The organism is Nocardiopsis sp. NPDC055824, assembly GCF_053616335.1.
Genome location: NZ_JBSHDN010000081.1, coordinates 1 through 21713 on the forward strand (window position 1 = coordinate 1; position 21713 = coordinate 21713).

17 protein-coding genes are annotated in these 21713 nt (G+C 71.2%); 11 read left to right on the top strand and 6 right to left on the bottom strand.

All coding sequences use genetic code 11. The features are described from left to right. The first annotated feature begins 102 nt into the window (after positions 1 to 102). The 11 genes from ACWGL3_RS17500 to ACWGL3_RS17550 all read left to right on the top strand — a co-directional run bounded on the left by ACWGL3_RS17500 (position 103) and on the right by ACWGL3_RS17550 (position 13395). The gene (locus ACWGL3_RS17500) at positions 103 to 543 is read left to right on the top strand and encodes a nitroreductase family deazaflavin-dependent oxidoreductase (protein ID WP_267949686.1); all 441 of its coding nucleotides are present in this window, start codon (positions 103 to 105) and stop codon (positions 541 to 543) included. A 235-nt stretch (positions 544 to 778) separates the two neighbouring features. Further along, a complete protein-coding gene (locus ACWGL3_RS17505; RefSeq protein WP_267949687.1) occupies positions 779 to 1837 on the top strand; it encodes a LacI family DNA-binding transcriptional regulator in 1059 nt (352 codons plus the stop codon). Continuing rightward, on the top strand, positions 1834 to 2796 hold the full coding sequence (locus ACWGL3_RS17510) for a carbohydrate ABC transporter permease (protein ID WP_267949688.1): 963 nt from the start codon (positions 1834 to 1836) through the stop codon (positions 2794 to 2796). Before ACWGL3_RS17505 ends, ACWGL3_RS17510 begins: the two co-directional genes overlap by 4 nt. Before the next feature lie 2 nt (positions 2797 to 2798). Then, positions 2799 to 3626: a carbohydrate ABC transporter permease gene (locus ACWGL3_RS17515; protein WP_267949689.1), complete on the top strand. Its 828-nt coding sequence runs from the start codon at positions 2799 to 2801 to the stop codon at positions 3624 to 3626. A 47-nt stretch (positions 3627 to 3673) separates the two neighbouring features. Further along, positions 3674 to 4945, top strand: coding sequence for an ABC transporter substrate-binding protein (locus ACWGL3_RS17520; protein WP_267949690.1), 1272 nt, complete (start codon positions 3674 to 3676; stop codon positions 4943 to 4945). A 130-nt stretch (positions 4946 to 5075) separates the two neighbouring features. Next, entirely contained in the window at positions 5076 to 6266 is a 1191-nt protein-coding gene (locus ACWGL3_RS17525; RefSeq protein ID WP_267949691.1) for an ADP-ribosylglycohydrolase family protein, read from the top strand. After that, entirely contained in the window at positions 6263 to 7630 is a 1368-nt protein-coding gene (locus ACWGL3_RS17530) for an ADP-ribosylglycohydrolase family protein (RefSeq protein ID WP_267949692.1), read from the top strand. The genes ACWGL3_RS17525 and ACWGL3_RS17530 overlap by 4 nt, the downstream gene beginning before the upstream one ends. Next, a complete protein-coding gene (locus ACWGL3_RS17535; protein WP_452461550.1) occupies positions 7627 to 9741 on the top strand; it encodes an SUMF1/EgtB/PvdO family nonheme iron enzyme in 2115 nt (704 codons plus the stop codon). Before ACWGL3_RS17530 ends, ACWGL3_RS17535 begins: the two co-directional genes overlap by 4 nt. Continuing rightward, on the top strand, positions 9738 to 10946 hold the full coding sequence (locus tag ACWGL3_RS17540) for a CaiB/BaiF CoA transferase family protein (protein ID WP_267949694.1): 1209 nt from the start codon (positions 9738 to 9740) through the stop codon (positions 10944 to 10946). The genes ACWGL3_RS17535 and ACWGL3_RS17540 overlap by 4 nt, the downstream gene beginning before the upstream one ends. Beyond that, the gene (locus ACWGL3_RS17545; RefSeq protein ID WP_452461551.1) at positions 10943 to 11836 is read left to right on the top strand and encodes an HpcH/HpaI aldolase/citrate lyase family protein; all 894 of its coding nucleotides are present in this window, start codon (positions 10943 to 10945) and stop codon (positions 11834 to 11836) included. The genes ACWGL3_RS17540 and ACWGL3_RS17545 overlap by 4 nt, the downstream gene beginning before the upstream one ends. Positions 11837 to 11925: 89 nt before the next feature. Then, positions 11926 to 13395 (top strand): hypothetical protein, encoded by a 1470-nt coding sequence (locus ACWGL3_RS17550; RefSeq protein ID WP_452461552.1) that lies wholly within the window; start codon positions 11926 to 11928, stop codon positions 13393 to 13395. A 664-nt stretch (positions 13396 to 14059) separates the two neighbouring features. Here ACWGL3_RS17550 and ACWGL3_RS17555 read toward each other — a convergent pair. The 6 genes from ACWGL3_RS17555 to ACWGL3_RS17580 all read right to left on the bottom strand — a co-directional run bounded on the left by ACWGL3_RS17555 (position 14060) and on the right by ACWGL3_RS17580 (position 21507). After that, the gene (locus ACWGL3_RS17555) at positions 14060 to 14341 is read right to left on the bottom strand and encodes a hypothetical protein (RefSeq protein WP_452461553.1); all 282 of its coding nucleotides are present in this window, start codon (positions 14339 to 14341) and stop codon (positions 14060 to 14062) included. Between the two features lie 296 nt (positions 14342 to 14637). Next, a complete protein-coding gene (locus ACWGL3_RS17560) occupies positions 14638 to 14925 on the bottom strand; it encodes a hypothetical protein (RefSeq protein ID WP_452461554.1) in 288 nt (95 codons plus the stop codon). 367 nt (positions 14926 to 15292) lie between these two features. Then, positions 15293 to 17878: a tetratricopeptide repeat protein gene (locus tag ACWGL3_RS17565; protein ID WP_452461555.1), complete on the bottom strand. Its 2586-nt coding sequence runs from the start codon at positions 17876 to 17878 to the stop codon at positions 15293 to 15295. Positions 17879 to 18315: 437 nt separating this feature from the next. After that, complete coding sequence (locus ACWGL3_RS17570) at positions 18316 to 19884, bottom strand: tripartite tricarboxylate transporter permease (RefSeq protein ID WP_267949703.1); 1569 nt, start codon at positions 19882 to 19884, stop codon at positions 18316 to 18318. A gap of 1 nt (position 19885) precedes the next feature. Continuing rightward, entirely contained in the window at positions 19886 to 20518 is a 633-nt protein-coding gene (locus ACWGL3_RS17575) for a tripartite tricarboxylate transporter TctB family protein (RefSeq protein ID WP_267949704.1), read from the bottom strand. Next, positions 20515 to 21507 carry a Bug family tripartite tricarboxylate transporter substrate binding protein gene (locus ACWGL3_RS17580; RefSeq protein WP_267949705.1) on the bottom strand — a complete coding sequence of 331 codons (993 nt, stop codon included), beginning with the start codon at positions 21505 to 21507 and terminating at the stop codon, positions 20515 to 20517. Before ACWGL3_RS17580 ends, ACWGL3_RS17575 begins: the two co-directional genes overlap by 4 nt. Positions 21508 to 21713: the final 206 nt, after the last annotated feature.

The following is a 21713-nucleotide window of genomic DNA, read 5'->3' on the forward strand; positions in this document are numbered from 1 at the left end:
GGTCGCACCCGTGCGCCGCGGGCGCCGCGCGGGCCGGGGCGCCGACCGTCCGGGGCGGGCGGGCCGCCCGTCCGCCGCGGACACGCCCAGAGGGAGAAGGCCGTGGAAGGCGAATACGAACCGAGTCCGTCCGCGTGGGTCCGCGAGCAGGTCGCCCTGTACGAGCGCACCGGCGGGGCCGAGGGCAACACCCTGGGGGACACCGGCCTGCCGGTCGTCATCGTGACGATGCGCGGGAGGAAGACCGGGAAGATCCGCAAGATCGCCCTCATGCGCGTGGAGCACGAGGGGCGCTACGCGCTCGTGGGCTCCCAGGGCGGGGCCCCGGAGGACCCCATGTGGGTGCACAACCTCCGCGAGAACCCCGACGCCGTCACCCTGCAGGACGGCCCCGCCCCCTTCGCGGCCCGTGTGCGCGAGGTCGGGGGAGCGGAGCGCGAGGAGTGGTGGGAGCGGGCCGTCGCGGCCTTCCCCGACTACGCGGACTACCAGCGCAAGACCGACCGCCTCATCCCCGTCTTCGTGGTCGACCGGGCCGAATGACCGGCTGAGCGGCCGACCGGCGGCCGAGGGGTCCACGGGCCGCGCACACCCGGCAACGGTGTGCGCGGCCCTTCCCGTCCCCGGCGACCAGGGGTGGGGGAGTTGAACCTGTTGACAGGGTGAACTGGGTCACGATAGTTTCCCGGAAACGTTTCCAGGAGATGTCCGGCGCATTGCGCCATGTTTCTGGAAACGTTTCCAAGCCCTTCCGGAGCACAGCGTGACTGGAGCCGCGATGACGTCATCACGCGCCACCCTGATCCAGGTGGCGGAACGCGCCGGGGTTTCGCTGGCCTCGACCTCCCGCGCACTGCACGGGAGCGGGGCCAGCGAGGCGATGGTCGAGCGCGTACGCGCCGCGGCGGCCGAGCTCGGCTACAGCCCCGACGTCACCGGCCGCTCCCTGCGGTTGAGGAAGACCTTCCAGATCGCGTTCGCCGTCGCCGACATCGGCAACCCCGTCTACGTCGAGATGATGACCGCCATCCACGAGGTCCTGGCCCCGCACGGCTACCGCGTCGTGGTCATGACCACAGGTGACACCCCCGCCTCGACCACGGAGCTCGTGCGCAGCCTGGGCAGCGGCTTCGTCGACGGGATGGTCCTCAGCCCGCTGCGCACCGACGACGGGCTGGTGCGGGCCATCAAGCAGGCGCCGGTCCCGGTCGTGGTCATCGGGCGCTCCCTCGGGGACCAGGGCATCGACTCCGTGTCCACGGACTCCGCGGGCGGGATCGGCCAGGCCGTCCGGCACCTGCTGGAGACCGGCCGCCGCAGGATCGGCTTCCTCAACGGCCCCCCCGACACGACCCCGGGCGAGGCGCGCAGGCGCGGGTTCGACGCCGCCGCCTCCGACCCCGGGTTCGCCGCCGAGCGCGTGGAGGTCGCCCTCGCCGAGGACTTCACCGTCGCGGCCGGCGTGGCCGCCGCGCACCGGCTCCTCGCCGGCGCGCCCGACGGCGGCGCCCGCCTCGACGCGGTCGTCGCCGCCAACGACCTCCTCGCCATCGGCGCCATCCGCGCCGCCCGCGAACTCGGCCTGTCCGTGCCCGAGGACGTCGCGGTGACGGGCATGGACGACACCGAGCTGGGCCGCGTCTTCCAGCCCAGCCTCACGAGCGTCTCGCTCGGCTCGGACGAGCGCGGGCACGCCGCCGCGCGGATCATGCTGCGGCTCGTCGACGGGGACGCCGGCGAGCCGCAGACGACCTCGGTCGGACCCCGGCTGGTCGTCCGGGAGTCCACGGTCCCGCGGCCGGCCCGCGCGTCCGCGCCCGGGGAAGGCGTCCGATGACGGCGCCCTCCTCCCCGCGGGGCACGGCCCCGCCCCGCCCCGCGCGCGGGGCCCCGCCCCGGCCGGGCGGCACGGCCCGCGCGCGGCGCCGCGAGGCGGCCGCCCTGGTCATGCCCTCCCTGCTGCCCATCCTGGTGCTCAGCGTGGCGCCCCTGGTCATGGGCATCGCGCTGGCGTTCACCGACGCGCGCCTGGTGCGCCGCCCGGACTACGAGTTCGTCGGCGTCGACAACTTCGTGCGCCTCCTCGACAACTCCTACTTCTGGGAGTCGTTCCGCATCGGCATGGTCTGGGCCGTCTCCGTGACGCTGCTCCAGCTCGTCGCCGCGATGGGGCTGGCGCTCCTGCTCGACGCCGGCCTCAGGTTCCAGGGCCTCACGCGCGTCCTCGCCCTCATCCCGTGGGCGATGCCCCCGGTCGTCGTGGCGATCATGTGGCAGATGATCTACTCGCCCAACGCGGGGCCGCTCAACGCCGCCCTGGGCGCACTGGGCCTGCCCGACGACGTCAACTGGCTCGCCGACTTCTCGACCGCGCTGCCCGCCGTCGTCGTCGTCGGCGTCTGGGTGGGCATGCCGCAGACCACCGTGACCCTCCTCGCCGGGCTGCAGCAGATCCCGCCCGAGCTGCACGAGGCGGCGGCCATGGACGGGGCGGGCGCCTGGCGCAGGTTCACCGGAGTCACCCTGCCGGGCCTGCGGCCGATCGTCGCCTCGATCACGTCGCTGAACTTCATCTGGAACTTCAACTCGTTCTCGCTGGTGTACGTCCTCACCGAGGGCGGTCCGGGCGGCCGCACGATGCTCCCGATGCTGTTCACGTACCTGGAGGCGTTCAAGAACCGCAACATCGGCTACGCCGCGGCCATGGGCATGGTGCTCGTCATCGTCGTCGTCCTGCTCCTGGCGTTCTACCTGCGGTCCCAGTTCCGCGACGACCGCGAAGGCAAGGTGGGCTGACCGTGCGCTCCCTCGTCCGTCCCGCCCAGTACGCGGCCCTCGCGTTCTACGTCCTCTTCCTGGGCTTCCCGCTGCTGTGGCTGATCTCGGCCTCGGTCAAGTCCTCGGGCGAGCTCAACTCGCTCACCGTGAGCCTGCTGCCGCAGGAGTGGCACTGGGAGAACTACGCGCAGGCGCTGGCCCGGCAGGGCCTGGTCCGGTCCGCGTGGAACAGCGTGTTCGTCGCCCTGGTGTCGACGGCGCTCGTCGTCCTCATCGCGCTGCCCGCGTCCTACGTCCTCGCCAGGCTCAAGGGGAGGGTCCGCACGGCGGGCGTCGGCTGGATCCTCGTGAGCCAGGTCTTCCCGGTCATCCTCGTCATCCTGCCGCTCTTCCTCGTCCTGCGCACCATCGGGCTCACCGACAGCCTCGTCGGCCTGACCCTCGTCCACACGACCTACACGCTGCCGTTCGCCCTGTGGATGCTCCAGGGCTACGTGTCCGGCATCCCCGTCGACCTGGAGGAGGCGGGGGCCATGGACGGCGCGGACCGCCTCACCGTGCTGCGCCTGATCATCCTCCCGCTCCTGGCCCCGGGCGTCGTCGCCACGGCCATGTTCAGCTTCGTCTCCTCGTGGAACGAGTTCTTCTTCGCCCTCGTGCTGCTCCAGTCGCCCGAGAACTACACCCTGCCCATCACCCTCAAGATGTTCATCGGCGGCGAGGGCAAGGTGGCGCTCGGGCCGCTCGCGGCGGGATCCGTGCTCGCCGCGATCCCGAGCATCGTCTTCTTCTCGATCATGCAGAAGAAGCTCACCGGCGGGCTCATGGCCGGCGCGGTGAAGGGATGACCCCCGCGACCGTCGCCCACCGGCACCCCCCGACGAAAGGTAGACCCATGCAGACACGTTTCGTGTCCGTCGCCGCGGGACTCTCCGCCACGGCACTGCTCCTCACCGCCTGCGGCTCCGGCGAGGGGGACGGCGGCCCCGTCACCCTCGAGTTCCAGTCCCTCTCGGACCAGCCCGCCGCCATCGAGGCGACGGAGAGCATCGTCGCGGCCTGGAACGAGGCCAACCCCGACACACAGGTCGAGATCGTCCCCGCCGGCTGGGACGGCATCTACGACAAGCTGATCACCCAGTTCAACGGCGGCGCCGCGCCCGACATCATCCACTACGAGGCCGCCGGCGTCGTCCCCTTCGCCGTCGACGGCTACCTCGCCGACCTCTCGGACCACATGTCCGAGGCGGCGCGCGGCGACATCCCCCCGGGCGTCCTCGACTCCGTGACGGTCGACGGCCGGGTCATCGCGTACCCGACCGAGATGCAGTCCTACGTGGTCTTCGCCAACCGGGGCATGCTGGAGGACGCGGGCGTCGACGTCCCGACCGGCGAGACCATGGCCTGGGAGGACCTGCGCGAGATCGCGCTGGCCGCGACCACCCCCGACGCCCACGGGCTCGGCTGGGGCCTGTCGAGCCCCACGGCCGTGTTCATGGCCATGGCCCCGGCCTTCGGCGGGAGCTACTTCGAGGGCTCCGGCCCCGACGCCGCCCTGGCGATCGGGGAGGGGGAGATGGCCCTGCCCGAGCTCGTCGACGCCATGGCCCACGAGGACCGGTCGATCCTGCCGGTCACGCTCACCCAGTCGGGCACGGAGGCGCTCCCGTCCTTCTACGCGGGCGACGTCGCCATGACGGTCCAGGGCTCCTTCCAGGCCGCCAACATCGCCGCCGACGCGCCCGAGGACCTCGACTGGGTCGTCCTCCCGCCGCTGGAGGGGCCCGCTGGCCCGTGGCAGGCCGCGAACCCGCAGACGCTGTCGGTGAACATCGACTCCGAGCACGTCGAGGAGTCCGCCGCGTTCATCGAGTTCTTCACCTCCACCGACAACCTCGCGGCACTCAACGAGGCCGACTCGCTCATCCCGGCGACGACCTCCGCGAGGGAGGTCATGGGCTCCTCCCTGGAGGGCGAGAACGGCTGGGACGCCGTCCTGGCCTCGGGCGAGTACCTGGAGTCCTCCCCGTACCTGTTCGTCGACGCCTACGCGCAGTGGAAGGACACGGTCGCGACCCCCGCCTACCAGCGCTTCCTCGCCCAGGAGATCGACGCGGACGGCCTCGCGGCCGAGCTGGAGAACGGCTGGGAGGAGATCACGCGGTAGGGACCCGGAGCGGCCGGGGGCGCCACGCCCCCGGCCCGGGGAGTCCAGGGCGCGTCCCGGGACGGACGAGTGGGCGGGCCCGCGACGACGGGCCCGCAGCGCAGACGAACAACGACAGGGGAGTGGGCCCATGACCTGGCTGGACGACCGAGCGGTGGCCGTGATCACCGGAGCGGCGGTGGGAGACGCCCTGGGCGGCGCCACCGAGGGGTGGACGCCCGAGCAGATCGAGGAGCGCCACGGCGGACGGGTGACCGGCATCGTCGGACCGTGGTACCCGGACTGGCGCAACGCCCGCCCGATCGCGCCGTACCACAAGGGCGACGGACACGTCACCGACGACACCCTCATGACGCGCGCCCTGGTGGAGGTCTACGCGAAGCGGCGGGCACACCTGGACGCCTACGCGGTGGCCGAGGACCTCGTCCCGCTCATGATCGGCGAACCGCGCTGGGTCCCCGAGCTGGAGTCGACCGCGCTGCTGCTCCAGCGGGTCTTCCTCGCGGAGAAGTGGATGGTCGCCCGGATCCACTACGGCCACGTCGACCCCCGCGAGGCGGGCGTCGGCAACGTCGTCAACTGCGGCGCGGCGATGTACGTCGCGCCCGTCGGCCTGGCCAACCCGGGCGACCCCCGGGGCGCCTACGCGGAGGCGATCGACCTCACCGGCGCGCACCAGTCCAGCTACGGGCGCGAGGCCGCCGGGGTCTTCGCGGCCATGGTCGCGGCCTCCGTGGCTCCCGGGGCCGCCCTCGACGACGTCGTCGCCGCGGCGCTCGACGTCGCCCACGACGGCACCGCCGCCGCGCTGCGCGCCGTCGTCGGGGCCTTCGACGGCTGGGAAGCCCCGCCCCGCACCGACGAGGAGGAGCGCGCCCTGGCGCGGCTCGTCCGCGAGACGGTCGCCCCGTTCGACTCGGTGGGCCCGGCCTACCGGCAGATGTCGATGGACGCGCGCCGCCCCTCCCGGACCAAGGCCATCGAGGAGCTGCCCGCCGCGCTGGGCCTCGTCCTCGGGCACCGGGGCGACTACCGGGGCGCGGTGCTCGGCGCCGTCAACTACGGCCGCGACGCCGACTCCATCGCCGTCATGGCGGGCGCGGTCTGCGCCGGCCTCGGTGGGACGTCCGCCGTCCCCGCCGACTGGCTCGACGCGGTCGAGGAGGCGAGCCGCATGGACATCCGCGAGACCGGCCGCCTCATGGCCTCCGCCGCCGCCGACATCCTGCGCGCCGACCGTGAGCGGGCCGCCGCCCGCCTGCGGGACATCGACGCGATCGATCGCGCGCCGGCCGCGGTCCCGGCGGGAGGGACGACATGAGGCTCACCTGGGCGCAGCCGGAGGACCTGCTCGCGCACGAACTCGTCCAGTCCGCCGCCGAGGGGCGCGACGTCGCCGCGATCCGGGACCGGTGGGCCGACGCCGGGGGCGACCCCGTCCCCGCGGTGAGCGGCGCCGGACCCGTGCCCGCCTCCCCGGAGCTGCGAGAACTCGCACGCGCGCTGCTCGACGAACTGGCCGCCCTGCCCGCCCCCGCCGCCCCCGGTGAACCCGACGACTGGGCCGGCATCGAGGCCGTCCTGCCCCCGGTGCCCCGGCAGCCCGCACCCGGCGGCGACCTCCGCGAGCGGATGCGCGGCGCCTGGACCGGCCGCGCCGCGGGATGCCTGCTCGGCAAACCCGTCGAGAAGATCCCGCGCGAGGGCATCGAGGAGATCCTGCGCTCCACGGGGCGCTGGCCGCTCGACCGCTGGTTCACGGCCGCCGGGCTCCCCGACGACGTCGCCGCCCGCTGGCCGTGGAACCGCCGCAGCGCGCCGACGTCCCTGGAGGAGAACATCGACGGGATGCCGGAGGACGACGACCTCAACTACCCCATCCTCGCCCTGGCCCTCCTCGAACGGCACGGGCGCGGGTTCACGACCGAGGACGTCGCCCAGCTCTGGCTCGACAACCTCCCGGCGGGCCGCGTCTTCACGGCCGAGCGCGCCGCCTACCGCAACATCCTCGACGCGCGCCCCGTCCCGGAGACGGCCACCCACCACAACCCCTTCCGCGAGTGGATCGGGGCGCTCATCCGGGCCGACGTCCTCGGATGGGCCAGCCCAGGCGACGTGCGCGGGGCCGCCCGGCTCGCCTGGACGGACGCCAGGCTCAGCCACACCCGCAACGGCGTCTACGGGGCCATGTGGGCGGCGGCGCTGGCGTCGGCGGCGATGGTCCACGACACGGTCGACGAGGTCCTGGACGCCGCGGACGCGGCCGTCCCGCCGGACAGCCGCCTCGCCGCGGCCGTCCGGCTGGGGCGCGCCGCCGCCGGGGAGGGGGACGTGCGCGCCGGGCTCGACCGGCTGCACGAGGCCTACGGCGACCTGCACTGGGTGCACGTCCTCAACAACGCGGCCGTGATCGCGTACGCCCTCGCCCGCGGCGCGGGGGAGTTCGGCCCGAGCGTCTCGCACGCGGTGACGGCCGGGTGGGACACCGACTCGGCCGCGGCCACCGTCGGCGGCGTGGTGGGCGCGCTCCGGGGCGCCCGGGGCATCGGCGCCCGGTGGTCCGACCCGCTCGACGGCCGCATCGCGACCTCGCTCCCGGGGGGCGAACAGCGGATCGACGACCTCGCCGCCCGGACCGCGGCCCTCGCGGCCCCCGCCGCCACGACCGAGAGGAGCACGCCGTGACCTACCTGTTCGACCCGCTCGTCCCCCGACCGATCGACCTCCCCACCGAGGTGCCCCTCGACGGCGAACCCTCCGCGGACCGGCTCCGGGCCCTCGACGAGGCCAAGGTCTTCGCGGCCCCGGCGGACCCCGCCGACCGCCCCGCCTGGCGGGAGCGCCTGCACGCGTGGCGCGAGGACGCCCGGACCCGCCACGGCTACCGGGGCGCCGTGTACGAGCACCCCGGGGCGGCGTGGGCCGCCCGCTGCCACACCGTCGCGCAGGTGTGGCTGTGGGACGAGCTGCTGTACTCCTTCGACGAGCACCGCTTCACCCCCGAGCGCTTCCTGGCCGACGCCCGCGAGCGCTTCGGCGGACTCGACGCCGTCGTGCTCTGGCACGCCTACCCGGTGATCGGCCTGGACGACCGCAACCAGTGGGACCACTACCGCGACGTGCCCGGGCTGGCCGGCCCCGGGGGCCTCGTCGAGGCCCTCCACCGCGCCGGACTGCACGTGTTCGTCGACTACAACCCCTGGGACGTCGGCACCCGCCGGGGCGCCGACGACGTCACCGAGCTCGCGTCGCTCGTCGCCGACCTGGACGCGGACGGCGTCTTCCTCGACACCCTGAAGAAGGCCGACCCCGACCTCGTCGCCCGCCTGGACGCCGCCCGGCCCGGCGTGGTCCTGGAGGGCGAGTCGAAGCTGGCCGTCGAGCGGATCGAGGACCACGCCACCTCGTGGGCGCAGTTCTTCGCCGACTCGCCCGTGCCCGGGGTGCTCAGGGCGCACTGGTACGAGCGGCGCCACATGCAGCACCACGTGCGCCGCTGGCACCGCGACCACTCCGAGGAGCTCCAGTCGGCCTGGCTCAACGGGGTCGGCGTCATGGTGTGGGAGGTCGTGTTCGGGGCCTGGGTCGGCTGGTCACCGCGCGACGCGGCCACCGTGAGCCGCATGACGGCCGTCCAGCGCGCCGCGGGCGACCTCCTCCTCGACGGGGAGTGGACGCCCCTGGCGGAGCTCGCCCCCGAGGCGGAGGCCGCCGGCGTGTACGCCTCCCGGTGGGAGCTGGACGGCCTGACCCTGTGGACGCTCGTCAACCGAGGCGAGGCCGACCACACGGGCCCGGTGCTCCCGCACGGGGACGGCGCCCGGGCCCCCGGCGGCACGCTCGTCGACCTCACGGGCGGAGGGCGCGGGGAGGCCGGACACGTGACCGTGCCCGGGCGCGGTATCGCCGCGCTCCTTCACGTCGCGGACGGCGCCCCCGAGCCCGAGTGGCTGCCCGGCCTTCTCGACCTGCTCGCCGCCGCGCCGCACGACCCCGACGCGCGGTTCCGGCACCGCCTCGCCGCGCGGCTGCGCCCCGCGGCCCCCGGGACCGGTGCGGCGGGCGCCCACGCGGCGGGCGGCCCGGAGCCGGACGCGGCCGTGGTGCCCGCGGGGCCGTACGTCCTCACCGTGCGCTACCGCGCCCGGGAGACGGGCATGTACCAGGGCGCCCCGTACGTGGACGAGTGGAAGCCGCTCCCGCCGCGCCTGCACGACGCGCGCACCCTCCAGAGGGACGGGGCGCTGGCCGCGCCCGTCGCGGTCGCCGCGAGCGAGGCCACCAACGCCGGGTTCGCCGCGTTCCTCGACGCCACGGGCTACGAGCCCGCGTTCCCGCACCGCTTCCTCGCGCACTGGCAGGACGGGCGCCCCGCCCCGGGCACGGAGGACGAACCCGTGTCGTTCGTGGACCTGGACGACGCGCGGGCGTACTGCGCCTGGCGCGGCGGACGCCTGCCCACGGAGGACGAGTGGCAGCTCGCCGGCGAGGCCGGCGGCCTGCGCCGCGGGGAGCCCGCCGTCTGGAACTGGACCGAGAGCGAGCACAGCGACGGCCGGACCAGGTTCGTCATGCTCAAGGGCGGCGCGGACTACGCCGCCGAGGGGTCCGACTGGTACGTCGAGGGCGGGCGCCACGCACCCGACCGCAGCGTCAAGCTGCTGCTGCCCGGCCTGGGCCTGGCCCGGGGCGCCACCGTCGGCTTCCGCTGCGCGTGGGACCTGCCGGACACAGACCTTCTTGGAACGGCGCCCTCCGCCTCGGCGCCGGAGCGCACCGGGGAGGTGGTCGCGTGACCGTCTCGCGCGACCCCTCCTCGGGCGCACTCGCCGGCCTGCGCGTCGTGGACGCCTCCACGCTCTTCGCGGGCCCCATGGCCGCCATGCACCTGGGGGACATGGGCGCCGACGTCGTCAAGGTCGAGCACCCCTCCCGCCCCGACCCCTCGCGCACGCACGGCGCCGCCAAGGACGGCGTCAACCTGTGGTGGAAGACGCTGGGGCGCAACAAGCGCACCGTCACCGCCGACCTCGGGAGCGGGGGCGGGCGGGAGGTGTTCCTCGCGCTCGCCGCGGAGTCCGACGTCGTCGTCGAGAACTTCCGCCCCGGCACCCTGGAGCGCTGGGGACTGGGCTACGACGAGCTCAGCGAGCGCAACCCCGGGCTCGTGCTCGCGCGCGTCAGCGGGTTCGGCCAGATCGGCCCCTACCGGACGCGGCCCGGCTTCGGCACGCTCGCCGAGGCCATGAGCGGGTTCGCCGCGATGACGGGCGAGCCCGACGGGCCGCCCACGCTCCCGCCGTTCGGACTGGCCGACGGCGTCGCCTCGCTCGCCACCGCGTTCGCCGTCATGGTGGCGCTGTCCGCCCGCGCGGGGACCGGGCGCGGACAGGTCGTCGACACGGCGATCATCGAGCCGATCCTGGCCGTGCTCGGACCCCAGATCACCCGCTGGGACCAGCTGGGAACGGTCCAGCCGCGCACCGGCAACCGCTCGTCCAACAACGCGCCCCGCAACACCTACCGGACCGGGGACGGGCACTGGGTGGCCGTCTCCACCTCCGCCCAGTCGATCGCCGAGCGCGTCGTGCGGCTCGTCGGCCGCCCCGACCTGGTCGACGAGCCCTGGTTCGCGCGCGGCGCCGACCGGGCCCGCCACGCCGACGAGCTCGACGAGGCGGTCGGCGGGTGGATCGCCCGCAGGACGCGCGACGAGGTCGTCGCCGCGTTCGAGGAGGCACATGCGGCGGTCGCCCCGGTCTACGACGCGTCCGACATCGTCGCCGACCCCCAGTTCCGGGAACTGGGGACGGTCCACGAGGTCGAGGACCCCGAACTCGGGCCGATGCTCATGCAGGGCCCGCTGTTCCGGCTGTCGGACAACGACGGCGTCGTGCGCTTCACCGGCCGCCCCCACGGCGCGGACACCGACGAGGTCCTCGGCGAGCTCGGGTTCGCGCCCGAGCGCATCGCCGAGCTGCGGGAGCGGGGGGAGGTGTGAGCGGCGCGGCGCGCGACCCGGGCGCGGCGCCTCCCCTCACGCTCCTGTACGCGCCCGCCGACCGGCCGGACCGGGTGGCCAAGGCGCTCGGCTCCGCTGCGGACGTGGTGCTGGTCGACCTGGAGGACGCGGTCGCCCCCTCCCGCAAGGACGGGGCGCGGCGCGACGCCGTGCGGCTGCTCGCCTCCGCGGACCGCCCCGTCCAGGTCCGGGTCAACCACCGCTCCACGCCGTGGCACGACGCCGACGTCGCCGCGCTCGCCGGACTGCCCGCCGGCGTCGGGGCCCGCGTGCCCAAGGCCGAGTCGGCCGACGGGGTGCGGGCGCTCGCCGACGCCCTGCCCGGCCGCGCGCTGCACCTGCTCGTGGAGTCCGCGCTCGGGGTTGAGCGCGCCTTCGACCTCGCCTCGGCCTCGCCCGCGGTGGCGTCGATCTGCCTCGGCGAGGCGGACCTGCGCTCGGACCTGCGGGTGGACGGGGAGGAGGGCCTGGCCTGGGCGCGCGCCCGCGTCGTGAACGCGGCCAGGGCGGCCGGGCTGCCCCCGCCCGCGATGTCGGCGTACACGCGCGTGCGTGACCCCGAGGGCCTCGCCGCCTCCTGCCGCGCCGGGCGCGCGCTCGGCTTCTGCGGCCGCACCGCGATCCACCCGGCCCAGCTCGACACGATCCGGGCCGCGTTCCTGCCCTTGCCGGACGAGGTGGAGCGGGCGCGCACGGTCCTGGACCGCGTCGCCGGGGCCGCCGACGCGGGGACGGGGGTGGTCGTCCTGGCCGACGGGACCTTCCTCGACGCCGCGATGGTCGAGCGTGCGCGCGCGGTGCTGGCCCTGGCGGGTCGCGCCGTCTCCAGGTCGGTGGAGGTCCCGTTCGGGTCGGGTTCCGCCCCCTGACAGGGGTTCCGTGCCGGATGTGCGGGATCACTGTCTCCTCTGCCCGACCGCGTGCTGCTCGGCTCAGGAGCCCGTGTCAGGGTTCGTGTATGAGATCTCGACCCCCCGAGCTTTCTGGACCGGCCCTTGCCGCGTTGGGCGCGTTGCTGGACCGCTCCCTGATCCAGATCGCCGACGCCGCCCACGACGCGCGCACGTTCGACCGGGAAACCATCAGGGTCGTCGCCGACGTGTGGGACAACAACACCTTCCCCCTGTTCCGCGCCGCGACAGGTCGGACCGGTCGTGAGAGGGAACGGCGTGCCCGAGCGGCCCTGGAGTGGATGGCGAGCCTGGAGCCCCGGCGCCGGGCCTGGTTGCTGGAGCAAGGGGCGGCGGCCGGGCACCGGATCGACGCACTGGTCCAACCTCCACCTGCGCGCCCCGACGGGCATTGGCGCGACTACGGGGGAACGGTCCGGCCGGCGTACTCCCAGTGGACGCCGCAGACACTGACCGAACTGGCCGACGACTACGCACTGGACGCGGCGACCCTCCGCCACCTACGCATCGAACGTGACGGCACCCGGCTCGGTGGTTTCCTCACCCTGGAACTCGCCCGCTCCTACGCCCCTGGCGACGGCGGAGCCCGGGTCCCCACACTCGACGTGTGCCTGCACGACCTGGCCGAAGCGGACGTCGATACCGGTACCGAGTCCGGGGTGCGGCTGGACTGCGACGCACGCGGAGCATCGGTCGGTCTCGGCACCCGCGGAGTGCTACGGGCACGGTCGGCTTCGCTGCGGCTCGACGACCCCTTCTGGCACCTGTCGGGTGCGGGCCGCCGGGCCGACACGCAGGTCCCGTCCCGCAGGGGCGGGGCCAGGGCAGGTCATCCACCACAGGCAGGGAGGCTGTCGTCTTCGGTGTGGGGCGCGGCTGTCTTCCTCAGTACGGCGATGGTGCACATGCGCTCGGTCCACGCCCTGCCGGGAGCCTTGGGTGTCCCCGTGAAGGCCTACTGCCAGGCCCTGCGGGGAGCTGGACAGGACATCCTGGCGGCAGGAGCTCTTCCGCGGCGGCAGCGTGAGGTGGCTTTCCGCTCCCTGGTGGTGCGGTGGCTCCACCAGGGAGGGGTCGGACTGGTGCCGTGGTGGAAACGGCTCCTCCAAGGCGTTCCGGACGCCGCGGAGCTGATACGTGAGGTGCACCGAAGCCCTCTCGTGTCGGGGGCGGACCCGGCCGTCCTCGACTCCGCCCGCGAGGTCACAGGTCTCCCCGATCGGGCCGAACTGCGCCTGGTCTCCTACACGATCGAACACATCGCTTGGGGCACTCGACAAGGCACCCAGGCCGTCGTGCACCTGGCCGTGCCCGGTCACGAACCGGGGGCGTTGTGGCGGTTGGAGGGTCTGGTCGCGACCGATCCCGTCCGGATCCGGATGTGCACCGAGGCGTTCGGTGGGCCCCTGCGCTTTCGTGTCGACGGGAAGGAGACGGAATCGCAGGTCTTAGTGGGGGGCGACGATGTCCTGGTCCTGGCCGCTCGCGCCTGGAGCAGGGAGCCCTCGTCGTACTGACGTGACCGGGGGTTGTACGCGGACGGTGGGCGGAAGCACCGGTCATAGCCCTGTAGGCAGTTACGGGGGATGAATGCGGGGCTGGCCCCGTTTCGGTCCCACCTCGGTCCCATCAGTGCGATGGTTCCTCGAAAGTGAAGCAGTGCACTCCGCATGGACTGGGGTTTGTGGCTCGTCCGGCAGGATTCGAACCTGCGACCATCGATGAGAAGCAGAAATGGTTTCCGATGGCATATCGTGAGGTCACACGAAGTACATTTATCCCATTTTTTGTCCCGGCCTGCGGGCCCTGCGGGAAATGACCCGGCCATGGAGATCTAAATGTCGCTGCAGTGCTGGACGCCTTTTCCCTAGGGTGAGCCGAAAAGTGATGGGCCTGTGCTGAGGGCACCACCTCGGTAGATGGGCGGCCTCGGTGGTTTCGCTGTGAGAAGGAGGCCTGAGACAGGCAGAATGCGACGGAACCGCAGGCCGGGGTGTGGGGTCGGAGGCAGCAGCAGTGTGCTCGGATGTGAAAACGCTGGGCACGTCCCTGACGATGCGGTCGGCGTTCAGGCCGGGGCGGGGTCGTGCTCGGTGTGCGGGTTCCGCACCCCGCGGTGCTCGACGTCCACACTCAGAACGCCAGAACCTTGGCCCGACAACGGAAAACTTCATCGTTGCGTCAAACGGGGAAACCGAGATCACGGTATTCTATAACTCGTCTAATTCCTATGAAACTACAATTCCCAGTCTCCCTGTCCACCTCAATGGGTGCATTGCCGATCATGCGCTCCTCCCACTTTCCCTCCTTGAGGAAAGCGGCAGAGTCCCAGGGTGCGATCACGTAATTCTCGTGGCAGAAAATATCGCGCTCGGATATAATACCCTCTTGGATCATGGATTTGCTGATGGCATCCTTGAAGAATTTCCTGGCCAGATCGATGGCTTCTTCTTTTTCCATCATGGCGTATGTGTCCTTGTCGGAATGTAGTAGCTCCATTTTGCCACGTGGCCAGCTATCTCAGTCTGTGTATCCAGGAAGACAAATCGACCCTGGTCCGTTTCGTGATCGAGTCTCCTGGTGACTGGGGCGACACCGGTGCGAGGCCGAGGGCTCGATCGCCTGGCCGGGCTTTTTTCGAAGGTTGAATGTACTCTGGGGTGCAGGGCCTCCACCTTCCGGGCAATGCTCGGCATTGCCTGCATGCTCTTCTGTTGCAAACGCCCATCCAGGCATGCCAATGGCTATCGATATGATCCCTAGACCGGGTATCCCATGTCCCTGTAGTCCAGGACCTGTATGATGTCGATGAAGTCGCATGCACCGGTTTCCAAATTCACCCTAATCGGGGTATTTCCTACTAGGCCATCCTCTATTTTTCCTGTCTTCAGGTAAGAAATTGTGTCATAGGGGACAATGAGGTCGTTTTCATGTTGAAATGATTTTTCGCGCATAGCCTTCACGTCATTGTACTTCCATTCTCTTGATTCTGACTCAAGAAATTCCTCGGCCTTGATGATGGCAACTTCCCGATCTAGTTTCGACATCTAGTTCCTCCTGATGGGAGAGCAGTGGCGCCATCTGCCGATATGGTCTACGATGCCTCTTTGGTTCCGAGTCTCCAATAAACCAGGCACGAGACATCGTGTCCAGCGAGCTGGGTCACGCGACCATGTACTTCACCCAGGGCGCCTACCAGTCGGTTTTCCCGGACGTGGCGAAGGCGGTGGCTGAGGCCACCGCCGCGCTGCTACGCGGCACCTCGGCTCCGGTGAGGTAACCGAACCGGCGAGCACACCAGGATCCGCACGGCACCCCCGGCCCCGGGTCAGTGCAAGGATTCACCCCGGATGGCCTGGGGTTTCCTCGTAATCGCGGCCGGTAACCGATCGGATCAAGGGTCCCTTGGTTGAGTTATTCCCCCGATAGATCGCTGTACCACCGCTGTAGAAGCTGTTCGCTCGTGTGCGTGTCGGGATGATCGGAACCGAGCACTCGTCTCCGATCCTGCACCAGAGCAGCCAGAAGCTTGAGGGCCTCAGCGGTGTTGCCCACCTCATGGGTCCACAAGGCGAGTTTGTGGCGAGTCAGCAGGGTGTGGGGATGGTCAGGGCCGAGAACACGCAGCCGGTCGATGAGAAGGTCTTCGTATGCGGTGATGGCGGCTGTGGGATCCCCAGCTTCGCCCCACCAGTCAGCGAGCTTGCCTCGGGTCGAAAGGGTGTCGGGGTGGTCGGGTCCGAGGATACGCACTCGGTCGGCGAGGAGATTCTCGAGAGTGACAGCGGCGCCTATGGGGTCCCCAGCTTCTCCTTGCCACCTACTGAGGTTGGCGCGAGTGATGAGGGTGTGGGGATGGTCGGGTCCGAGGATACGTAGCTGGTCGGTAAGGAGGTCTTGAAGGGCAGCAGCAGCGCTTATGGGATCTCCGGACCGGCCTCGCCACCAGGCGACTTCGTGACGAGTGGAAAGGGTGTCGGGGTGGTCGGGGCCGAGCACGCGCACCCGGTCCCTGAGGAGAACTTGGAGGGTAGTAACAGCAACAACGGGGCCTCTGGCCCGGCCTTGCCACCAGGCAAGGTCATGCCGGGTAGTGAGGGTGTCGGGGTGATCAGGTCCAAGAACACGCAGCATTGCAGTGAGGAGGTCTTCGTAGGTTTGCGCTGCAGCTATGGGATCCCCGGCCTGGCCCCGCCACCAGGCAAGATTGTGGCGGGTGGCGAGCGTATCAGGGTGGTCGGGCCCCAGCACGCGTAGCCGATCAGCGAGGAGATCTTCAAGGGCCTGCGCTGCTGTGGCGGGAGATCCGGCTTCGCCATCCCAATGCGCAAGCTTATGACGAGTGGTCATGGTATGCGGATGGTCGGATCCGAGGGCGCGCTGTTGGTCGGTGAGAAGTTCTTCGAGGGCTTGCATTACTTTGGTGAGGTTTCCGGTTTCGCCGCGCCAGTGAGCGAGGCTGTAGCGAGAAGCAAGGGTGCTGGGGTGGTCAGGGCGCAAATTCTTATGGGCGGCACGGGTCATGTGCTCCCAGTAGGTAACCGCTTCATGTACTCTTCCGGCCTCGCCCAGACTGCGGCCCGCCCAGAACAGCACGGGATGGCCTTCCGATTCCCACAACCATTTCTCCACATATTGCCCATGTCCGGTACGACCGTGCAATGCCTGAGTATTGGAGCGCAGTCGGTCGGCCAGGACAGTGTCGCGTTCCACCTCCGGCCAGGCGTGAAAGAGCGCGTCTGCGGCAGTTTGCGCGGTCTCACGTGTAGGACGAGTCATATGGTGTTCTCGGGTAGCGCGCTGGACGAGTTGGTGGACGCGGACCGTATGTGGACTTCTTCCAGGACTGTTGCCAGAAACAGTACGAGTGAGAAGGCTGAGCCGGTCCAGCCCTGCCAAGATGGTGCGCACTTGGTGGGCGGACACTCCGGGGCGGTCGCGCGGGCCCTTCGCTTTGTGGCGAGCCGCGAGGTAGTCCAACATCGGTGGAGAGGTCAAGACCTGTTCGGGGACGCCAGTGCCGTCCAGTAGGGCGATGACACTCATCAATGGGCGGGCGACTCCACGAGGGTGGAGGTTGTCGGCTTGTCCTAGGGACAGGTCCCACGTGGCGGCGAGTGGAGAGGAGGTGTTCCAGTCGGGAAATACCTCCTCCAAGGTGGTCATCCGGTCATGGAACACTTCCAGGTAGCCGGGGCAGTCCAGGACAAGGTCCGCCATGTAGGGCACTGCCTGCCCTAGGGCGAGTGGGAGGCGGCCCAGGGCATTAGCCAGGGTGTCCAGCTCTGCGGTGGAGTGTGGAATGCCTGCTGTGTCGAGGGCCTGAGTGAGGAAGGCGCGTGCTTCGTTGGAGGTATAGATGTCTACCTCGATGAGGTGGCCCTGAGTGGTCAGGGAATGGTCGCGCCTTCGCGTGGTGACTAGGACGCGGCCGTGAGGCTGGTCGTGTGGGGGCCACAGGTCTTCCACCTGGGGTAGGTCGGTCAGGTCGTCCCACACCACCAGCCATCGCCGGTTTTGGTGTTTGTTGGGGTCGCCGAGCCAGGCGAGGAACAGGTGAGCGGCGTCCTCTGGGTCCTCTGGGACCGTGCTGTACAGCTGTCGGGACGCGTGGGCATAGGCGGAAGTGATGCTTGCACGGGTGGAGGCGTTGGCCCACACCAGGACGTCCACCCTTCGTTCAGGGTCAGTGATGTTGCGAAGGGTGCGGGCGTAGTGGGCGGCCAACTGGGTCTTGCCAACCCCGCCGATACCGGAGATGACCTGTCGCAGGATGACGGTTCCGAAACTGTGCAGGTCGTTGTCAAGCCGGTCGGCGATGGTCCGATGCTGGTAGTGAGCTGCCGCCTCGGGGATGGAGCCGAAACGGATAGGCCAATTCACCTGATGAGCCACCTGAGGGGTCACGTGCACGTTCCGTCCTTGGATGACGGTGCTGCTGGAGGTGTCTCCGTCTACGGTGTTGACGACACTGTGCCGCTCTTCCCTCGCCTTGCTCATGCCATCTGATTGTGGTGCGCGAAGCCTTGTCGGGTAAGGGCTTCGGCTGCATCGGTCGTATCCGGCCGGTGGGCGGCCACGGGCCCCGTAGCCAGGGCTCCGGTGTCTGGGAGGCTGGGGGCGTTGGTGGGCGGACACGGGCCGTCCTCGGCCCGGGACGCCAAGGTCGCAGAACGGCAAAGTGTTCAGAGGCGGGCGGACACGCCGGCTGCACGGGGGCTTGCGCCGGGGAGCACCTCGGGGACGGCGACGCGGCGAAGACCGCTGGTGGGGTCCTCGTGTCAGCCGTCCGTCCCGGGGGTGCGGGGCGCACCCGGCAGGAGTCGGACCTGCGGCCGTCGGAGGTGGAGGCCCCGTCCCCGGGCACCCACGACGGAGGCCCCGGGCACGGCGGTCGCCGGGCCCGGGGCCTCCGCAGAGGGACCCGCCTCCCCCGGCTACCCGGCAACCTCCGTCTTCTCGGCGGCCTCGGCCTCGGCCTGGGCCCGGCTCCGGCGAGCCGAGCGCATCCGGGCGACGGCGACCAGGGCCACGGCCGCGAGGATGACCGTGTAGATGCCGATGGTGATCGGTCCGGAGAAGAGCGCGCCCACGTCCCCCTGGCCGATGGCCAGTGCACGGCGGAGCTCCGTTTCAGCGAGCGGGCCCAGGATGACCGCGATGAGCACCGGGGCCACCGGGATCGAGTACCGCCGCATCATGAACCCGAGCAACCCCAGCAGGATCAGGAGCCACAGCTCGATCACGGAGTAGGACGAGGCGTAGACCCCCAGCACCGCGAAACCGGTGATGCCGGCGTACAGGTAGCGGCGCGGGATCAGGAGCAGTTTTGCCCACAGCGGTGCGAAGGGCAGGTTCAGGATGAGCAGCATGACGCTGCCGATGAACAGGCTGGCCAGGAGCGCCCACACCAGGTCGGCGTTGCGCTCGAAGAGCAGCGGGCCGGGCTGCATGCCGTACTGCTGGAAGGCGGCGAGCATGATCGCCGCCGTGGCCGAGGTGGGCAGCCCCAGCCCCAGCAGCGCGCCCATCGCGGTGCCCGCCGTCGCGCTCGCGGCGGTCTCCGGGGCGGCCACGCCCTCGATGGCGCCCTCGCCGAACTCGTCGGGGCGCTTGCCCCTGCGGGCCCGCAGCTGGGACAGCTTGCGCTCGGTGCCGTAGGCCAGGAACGTGGGGATCTCCGACCCGCCCGCGGGGACGGCGCCGAAGGGCAGTCCGAAGCCCAGCCCGCGGATCCACGCGGGCACGGCGCGTTTGAGGTCGCGTCCGCTGAGCCAAGGGGTGCCGGTGGTGCGCAGGAGTTCGGTGGTCCCGCTTCCTCCGCGGTGCACGCGCGAGGCCACGTGGAGGACCTCCCCGAGCGCGAGCAGGCCCACGGTCACCGTGATGATGCTGACCCCCTCGAACAGGGAGGGGATGCCCAGGGTGAAGCGGGCCGCGCCGCTCTGGGAGTCGATGCCGACCATGGCCAGGGACAGGCCGATGGAGAGCGCGATGAGGCCGCGCACCATGGACTGGGCGACGACCGCCGAGGTGGCCAGGAAGGCGAAGACGGCCAGTGCGAAGTACTCGGCGGGGCCGAAGCGCAGGGCGATGTCGATGATGACGTTGGAGAAGAACGCCACCACGGCCGTGGAGACGACCGCGCCGATGAACGCGCCGATCGCCGACGTGGCCAGGGCCTGGGAGGCCCTGCCCTTGAGCGCCATCTTGTGGCCCTCGATCGCCGTGGCGATGGCCGAGCTGTTGCCCGGGGTGTTCATGAGGATCGAGGTCGTGGAGTCGCCGAAGAGCCCGCCGTAGTAGACGGCGGTGAACATGATGAACGCGCCCGTGGGGTCGAGCTTGAATGTGACGGGCAGCAGCAGGGCCACCGCCATCGCCGACCCCAGGCCGGGCAGGACGCCGACCGCGGTGCCGAGCACGACGCCGACCAGCGCCCACAGCAGGTTCTCCGGGGTGAGGGCGGCTGCGAAGCCGCCCCCGAGAAGTCCGAGCGTCTCCATGTCAGAGCACCCCTCCCAGGATCCCCGCGGGGAGTTTCAGGCCCAGGCCGGCGACGAACGCCAGCTGGACGACGGAGGAGTAGACCAGCGCCACGCCGGCCTCGAACACGGGACGCCGCTTGTCGCCGAAGGCCCAGGCGACGCCGAAGAACAGCAGGGCCCCGGACAGCAGCCAGCCCACCGGCTGCAGCAGCAGGGCGAAGAGCGCGACGGAGCCGATCACGATGCCGACCGTGCGCCAGTCGCTGTGGGTGGCGGGCGCGCCCGCCGGGGGCCGCTCGCCGTCGACCAGCTCTCCGACGGCTCCGGCCTGGTCGTGCGCCCTGGTCTCGGTGTCGGCGAGGCCGCTCTCCGGCTCCGGGGCGGGGCGCCGGATCACCTGGACGGCGAGCGCCGTGCCCAGGACGACCATCAGGACCGCGACGACGGAGGGGAAGAACTGCGGCCCCGGCGAGGCCGAGTTGTCGGGCACGTGCATGGTGAGCGTCTGCTCGCCGAGGAAGAGGCCGATGCCGATGGTGAGCAGACCGACGAAGATCTCGCTCCGCCCCCTCCACCAGTGCCGGGCCGGCCGCGCGGGGCGCGGTCCGGTGTCGGTCCCGCGCGGTTCCGCGGGTGTGCTGCTCAGGCTCATGACAGTCCCAGGTCCTGTGTGACGGTGGTGATGCGGTCGATCTCGGCTGCGAGGAACTCCTCGAACTCCGGGCCGGACTGGAAGGTGTCCTCCCACCGGTTGCGTTCGAGGGTGTCCTGCCACTCGGGGGTGCGGACCATCTCCTCGACGATGGCGGTCAGCTCCTCGCGCTCGGCGTCGCTGATGCCGGGCGCGGCCATGAAGCCGCGCCAGTTCGGCAGCACGGCGTCCACGTCCTGCTCGGGCAGGGTCGGGTGCTCCTCCAGCCCCGGGACCCGCTCCTCCGCGGAGACGCCGAGGACGCGGAGGTTGCCCGCCTCCACCTGGTCGCGGAACTCGTTGTAGCCGGAGACGCCGACGTCGACGCTGCCCGAGAGCAGGGACGTGAGCGCCTGGGCCCCGCCCGCGAAGGGGATGTAGTTGACGCTCTGGGGGTCAACGCCGCGCGACTGGGCGGCCAGGCCCGCGAGGAGGTGGTCGGTGCCGCCCAGGGAGCCGCCGCCGACCGCCACCGCGCCCGGGTCCTCCTCCCAGGCCGCGACGAGGTCCGACATGTCCTCGAACGGGGAGTCCTCCCTGACCACGAACACCTCGTAGTCGTCGGCGACGCGGGCGATGGGGACCACGTCCTCCAGGGTCTGCGCCGAGTCGTTGACGATGATGCCGCCGATCATGACGGTGCCCGTCGTCATCAGGGTGGTCGCGTCGCCCTCCCGGCGGACCGTCTGGGCGAGGCCGATCGTGCCGCCGGCCCCGGGGAGGTTCATCACCTGCGTGTTCTCGACGATGCCGTTGACGCGCAGGGAGTGCTGTGCCTCGCGCGCCACCAGGTCCCAGCCTCCGCCGGGGTCGGCCGGGACGACGATGTCGACCCGGGCCCGGGCCTCGGACGCGCCCGTGTCGGAGAGCGCGGCGTTGGCCGCGGCGGCACCGACGACGAGGACGGAGGCCACGGCTCCCACCGAGCGGAGGATCCGCTGGTTCTTCATCCTTCACTTCCTCTCGACCCCCTGGTCCACCTGGTGGACCAGTAGGGCCGCTTGCTGGTTCCGGAAATGATGCGGGTCACAATGGCTCCTGTCAACGGGAGGATGACACGCGCCCGTAACGTGTTCGTCGCGGTCCGGGTGTACGTGCCTCTTCCAGCGGCTTTTTTCCCGGATCGGCGTCGGGGACGGGGGCGCCCGTCGCGGGC

Excerpts from the sequence above, each read along its gene's own strand:
- ACWGL3_RS17505 (WP_267949687.1), top strand. The coding sequence starts at position 779 with ATGACGTCATCACGCGCCACCCTGATCCAGGTGGCGGAACGCGCCGGG.
- ACWGL3_RS17510 (WP_267949688.1), top strand. The coding sequence starts at position 1,834 with ATGACGGCGCCCTCCTCCCCGCGGGGCACGGCCCCGCCCCGCCCCGCG.
- ACWGL3_RS17520 (WP_267949690.1), top strand. The coding sequence starts at position 3,674 with ATGCAGACACGTTTCGTGTCCGTCGCCGCGGGACTCTCCGCCACGGCA.
- ACWGL3_RS17525 (WP_267949691.1), top strand. The coding sequence starts at position 5,076 with ATGACCTGGCTGGACGACCGAGCGGTGGCCGTGATCACCGGAGCGGCG.
- ACWGL3_RS17530 (WP_267949692.1), top strand. The coding sequence starts at position 6,263 with ATGAGGCTCACCTGGGCGCAGCCGGAGGACCTGCTCGCGCACGAACTC.
- ACWGL3_RS17550 (WP_452461552.1), top strand. The coding sequence starts at position 11,926 with ATGAGATCTCGACCCCCCGAGCTTTCTGGACCGGCCCTTGCCGCGTTG.
- ACWGL3_RS17555 (WP_452461553.1), bottom strand. The coding sequence starts at position 14,341 with ATGATGGAAAAAGAAGAAGCCATCGATCTGGCCAGGAAATTCTTCAAG.
- ACWGL3_RS17560 (WP_452461554.1), bottom strand. The coding sequence starts at position 14,925 with ATGTCGAAACTAGATCGGGAAGTTGCCATCATCAAGGCCGAGGAATTT.
- ACWGL3_RS17565 (WP_452461555.1), bottom strand. The coding sequence starts at position 17,878 with ATGAGCAAGGCGAGGGAAGAGCGGCACAGTGTCGTCAACACCGTAGAC.
- ACWGL3_RS17570 (WP_267949703.1), bottom strand. The coding sequence starts at position 19,884 with ATGGAGACGCTCGGACTTCTCGGGGGCGGCTTCGCAGCCGCCCTCACC.
- ACWGL3_RS17575 (WP_267949704.1), bottom strand. The coding sequence starts at position 20,518 with ATGAGCCTGAGCAGCACACCCGCGGAACCGCGCGGGACCGACACCGGA.
- ACWGL3_RS17580 (WP_267949705.1), bottom strand. The coding sequence starts at position 21,507 with ATGAAGAACCAGCGGATCCTCCGCTCGGTGGGAGCCGTGGCCTCCGTC.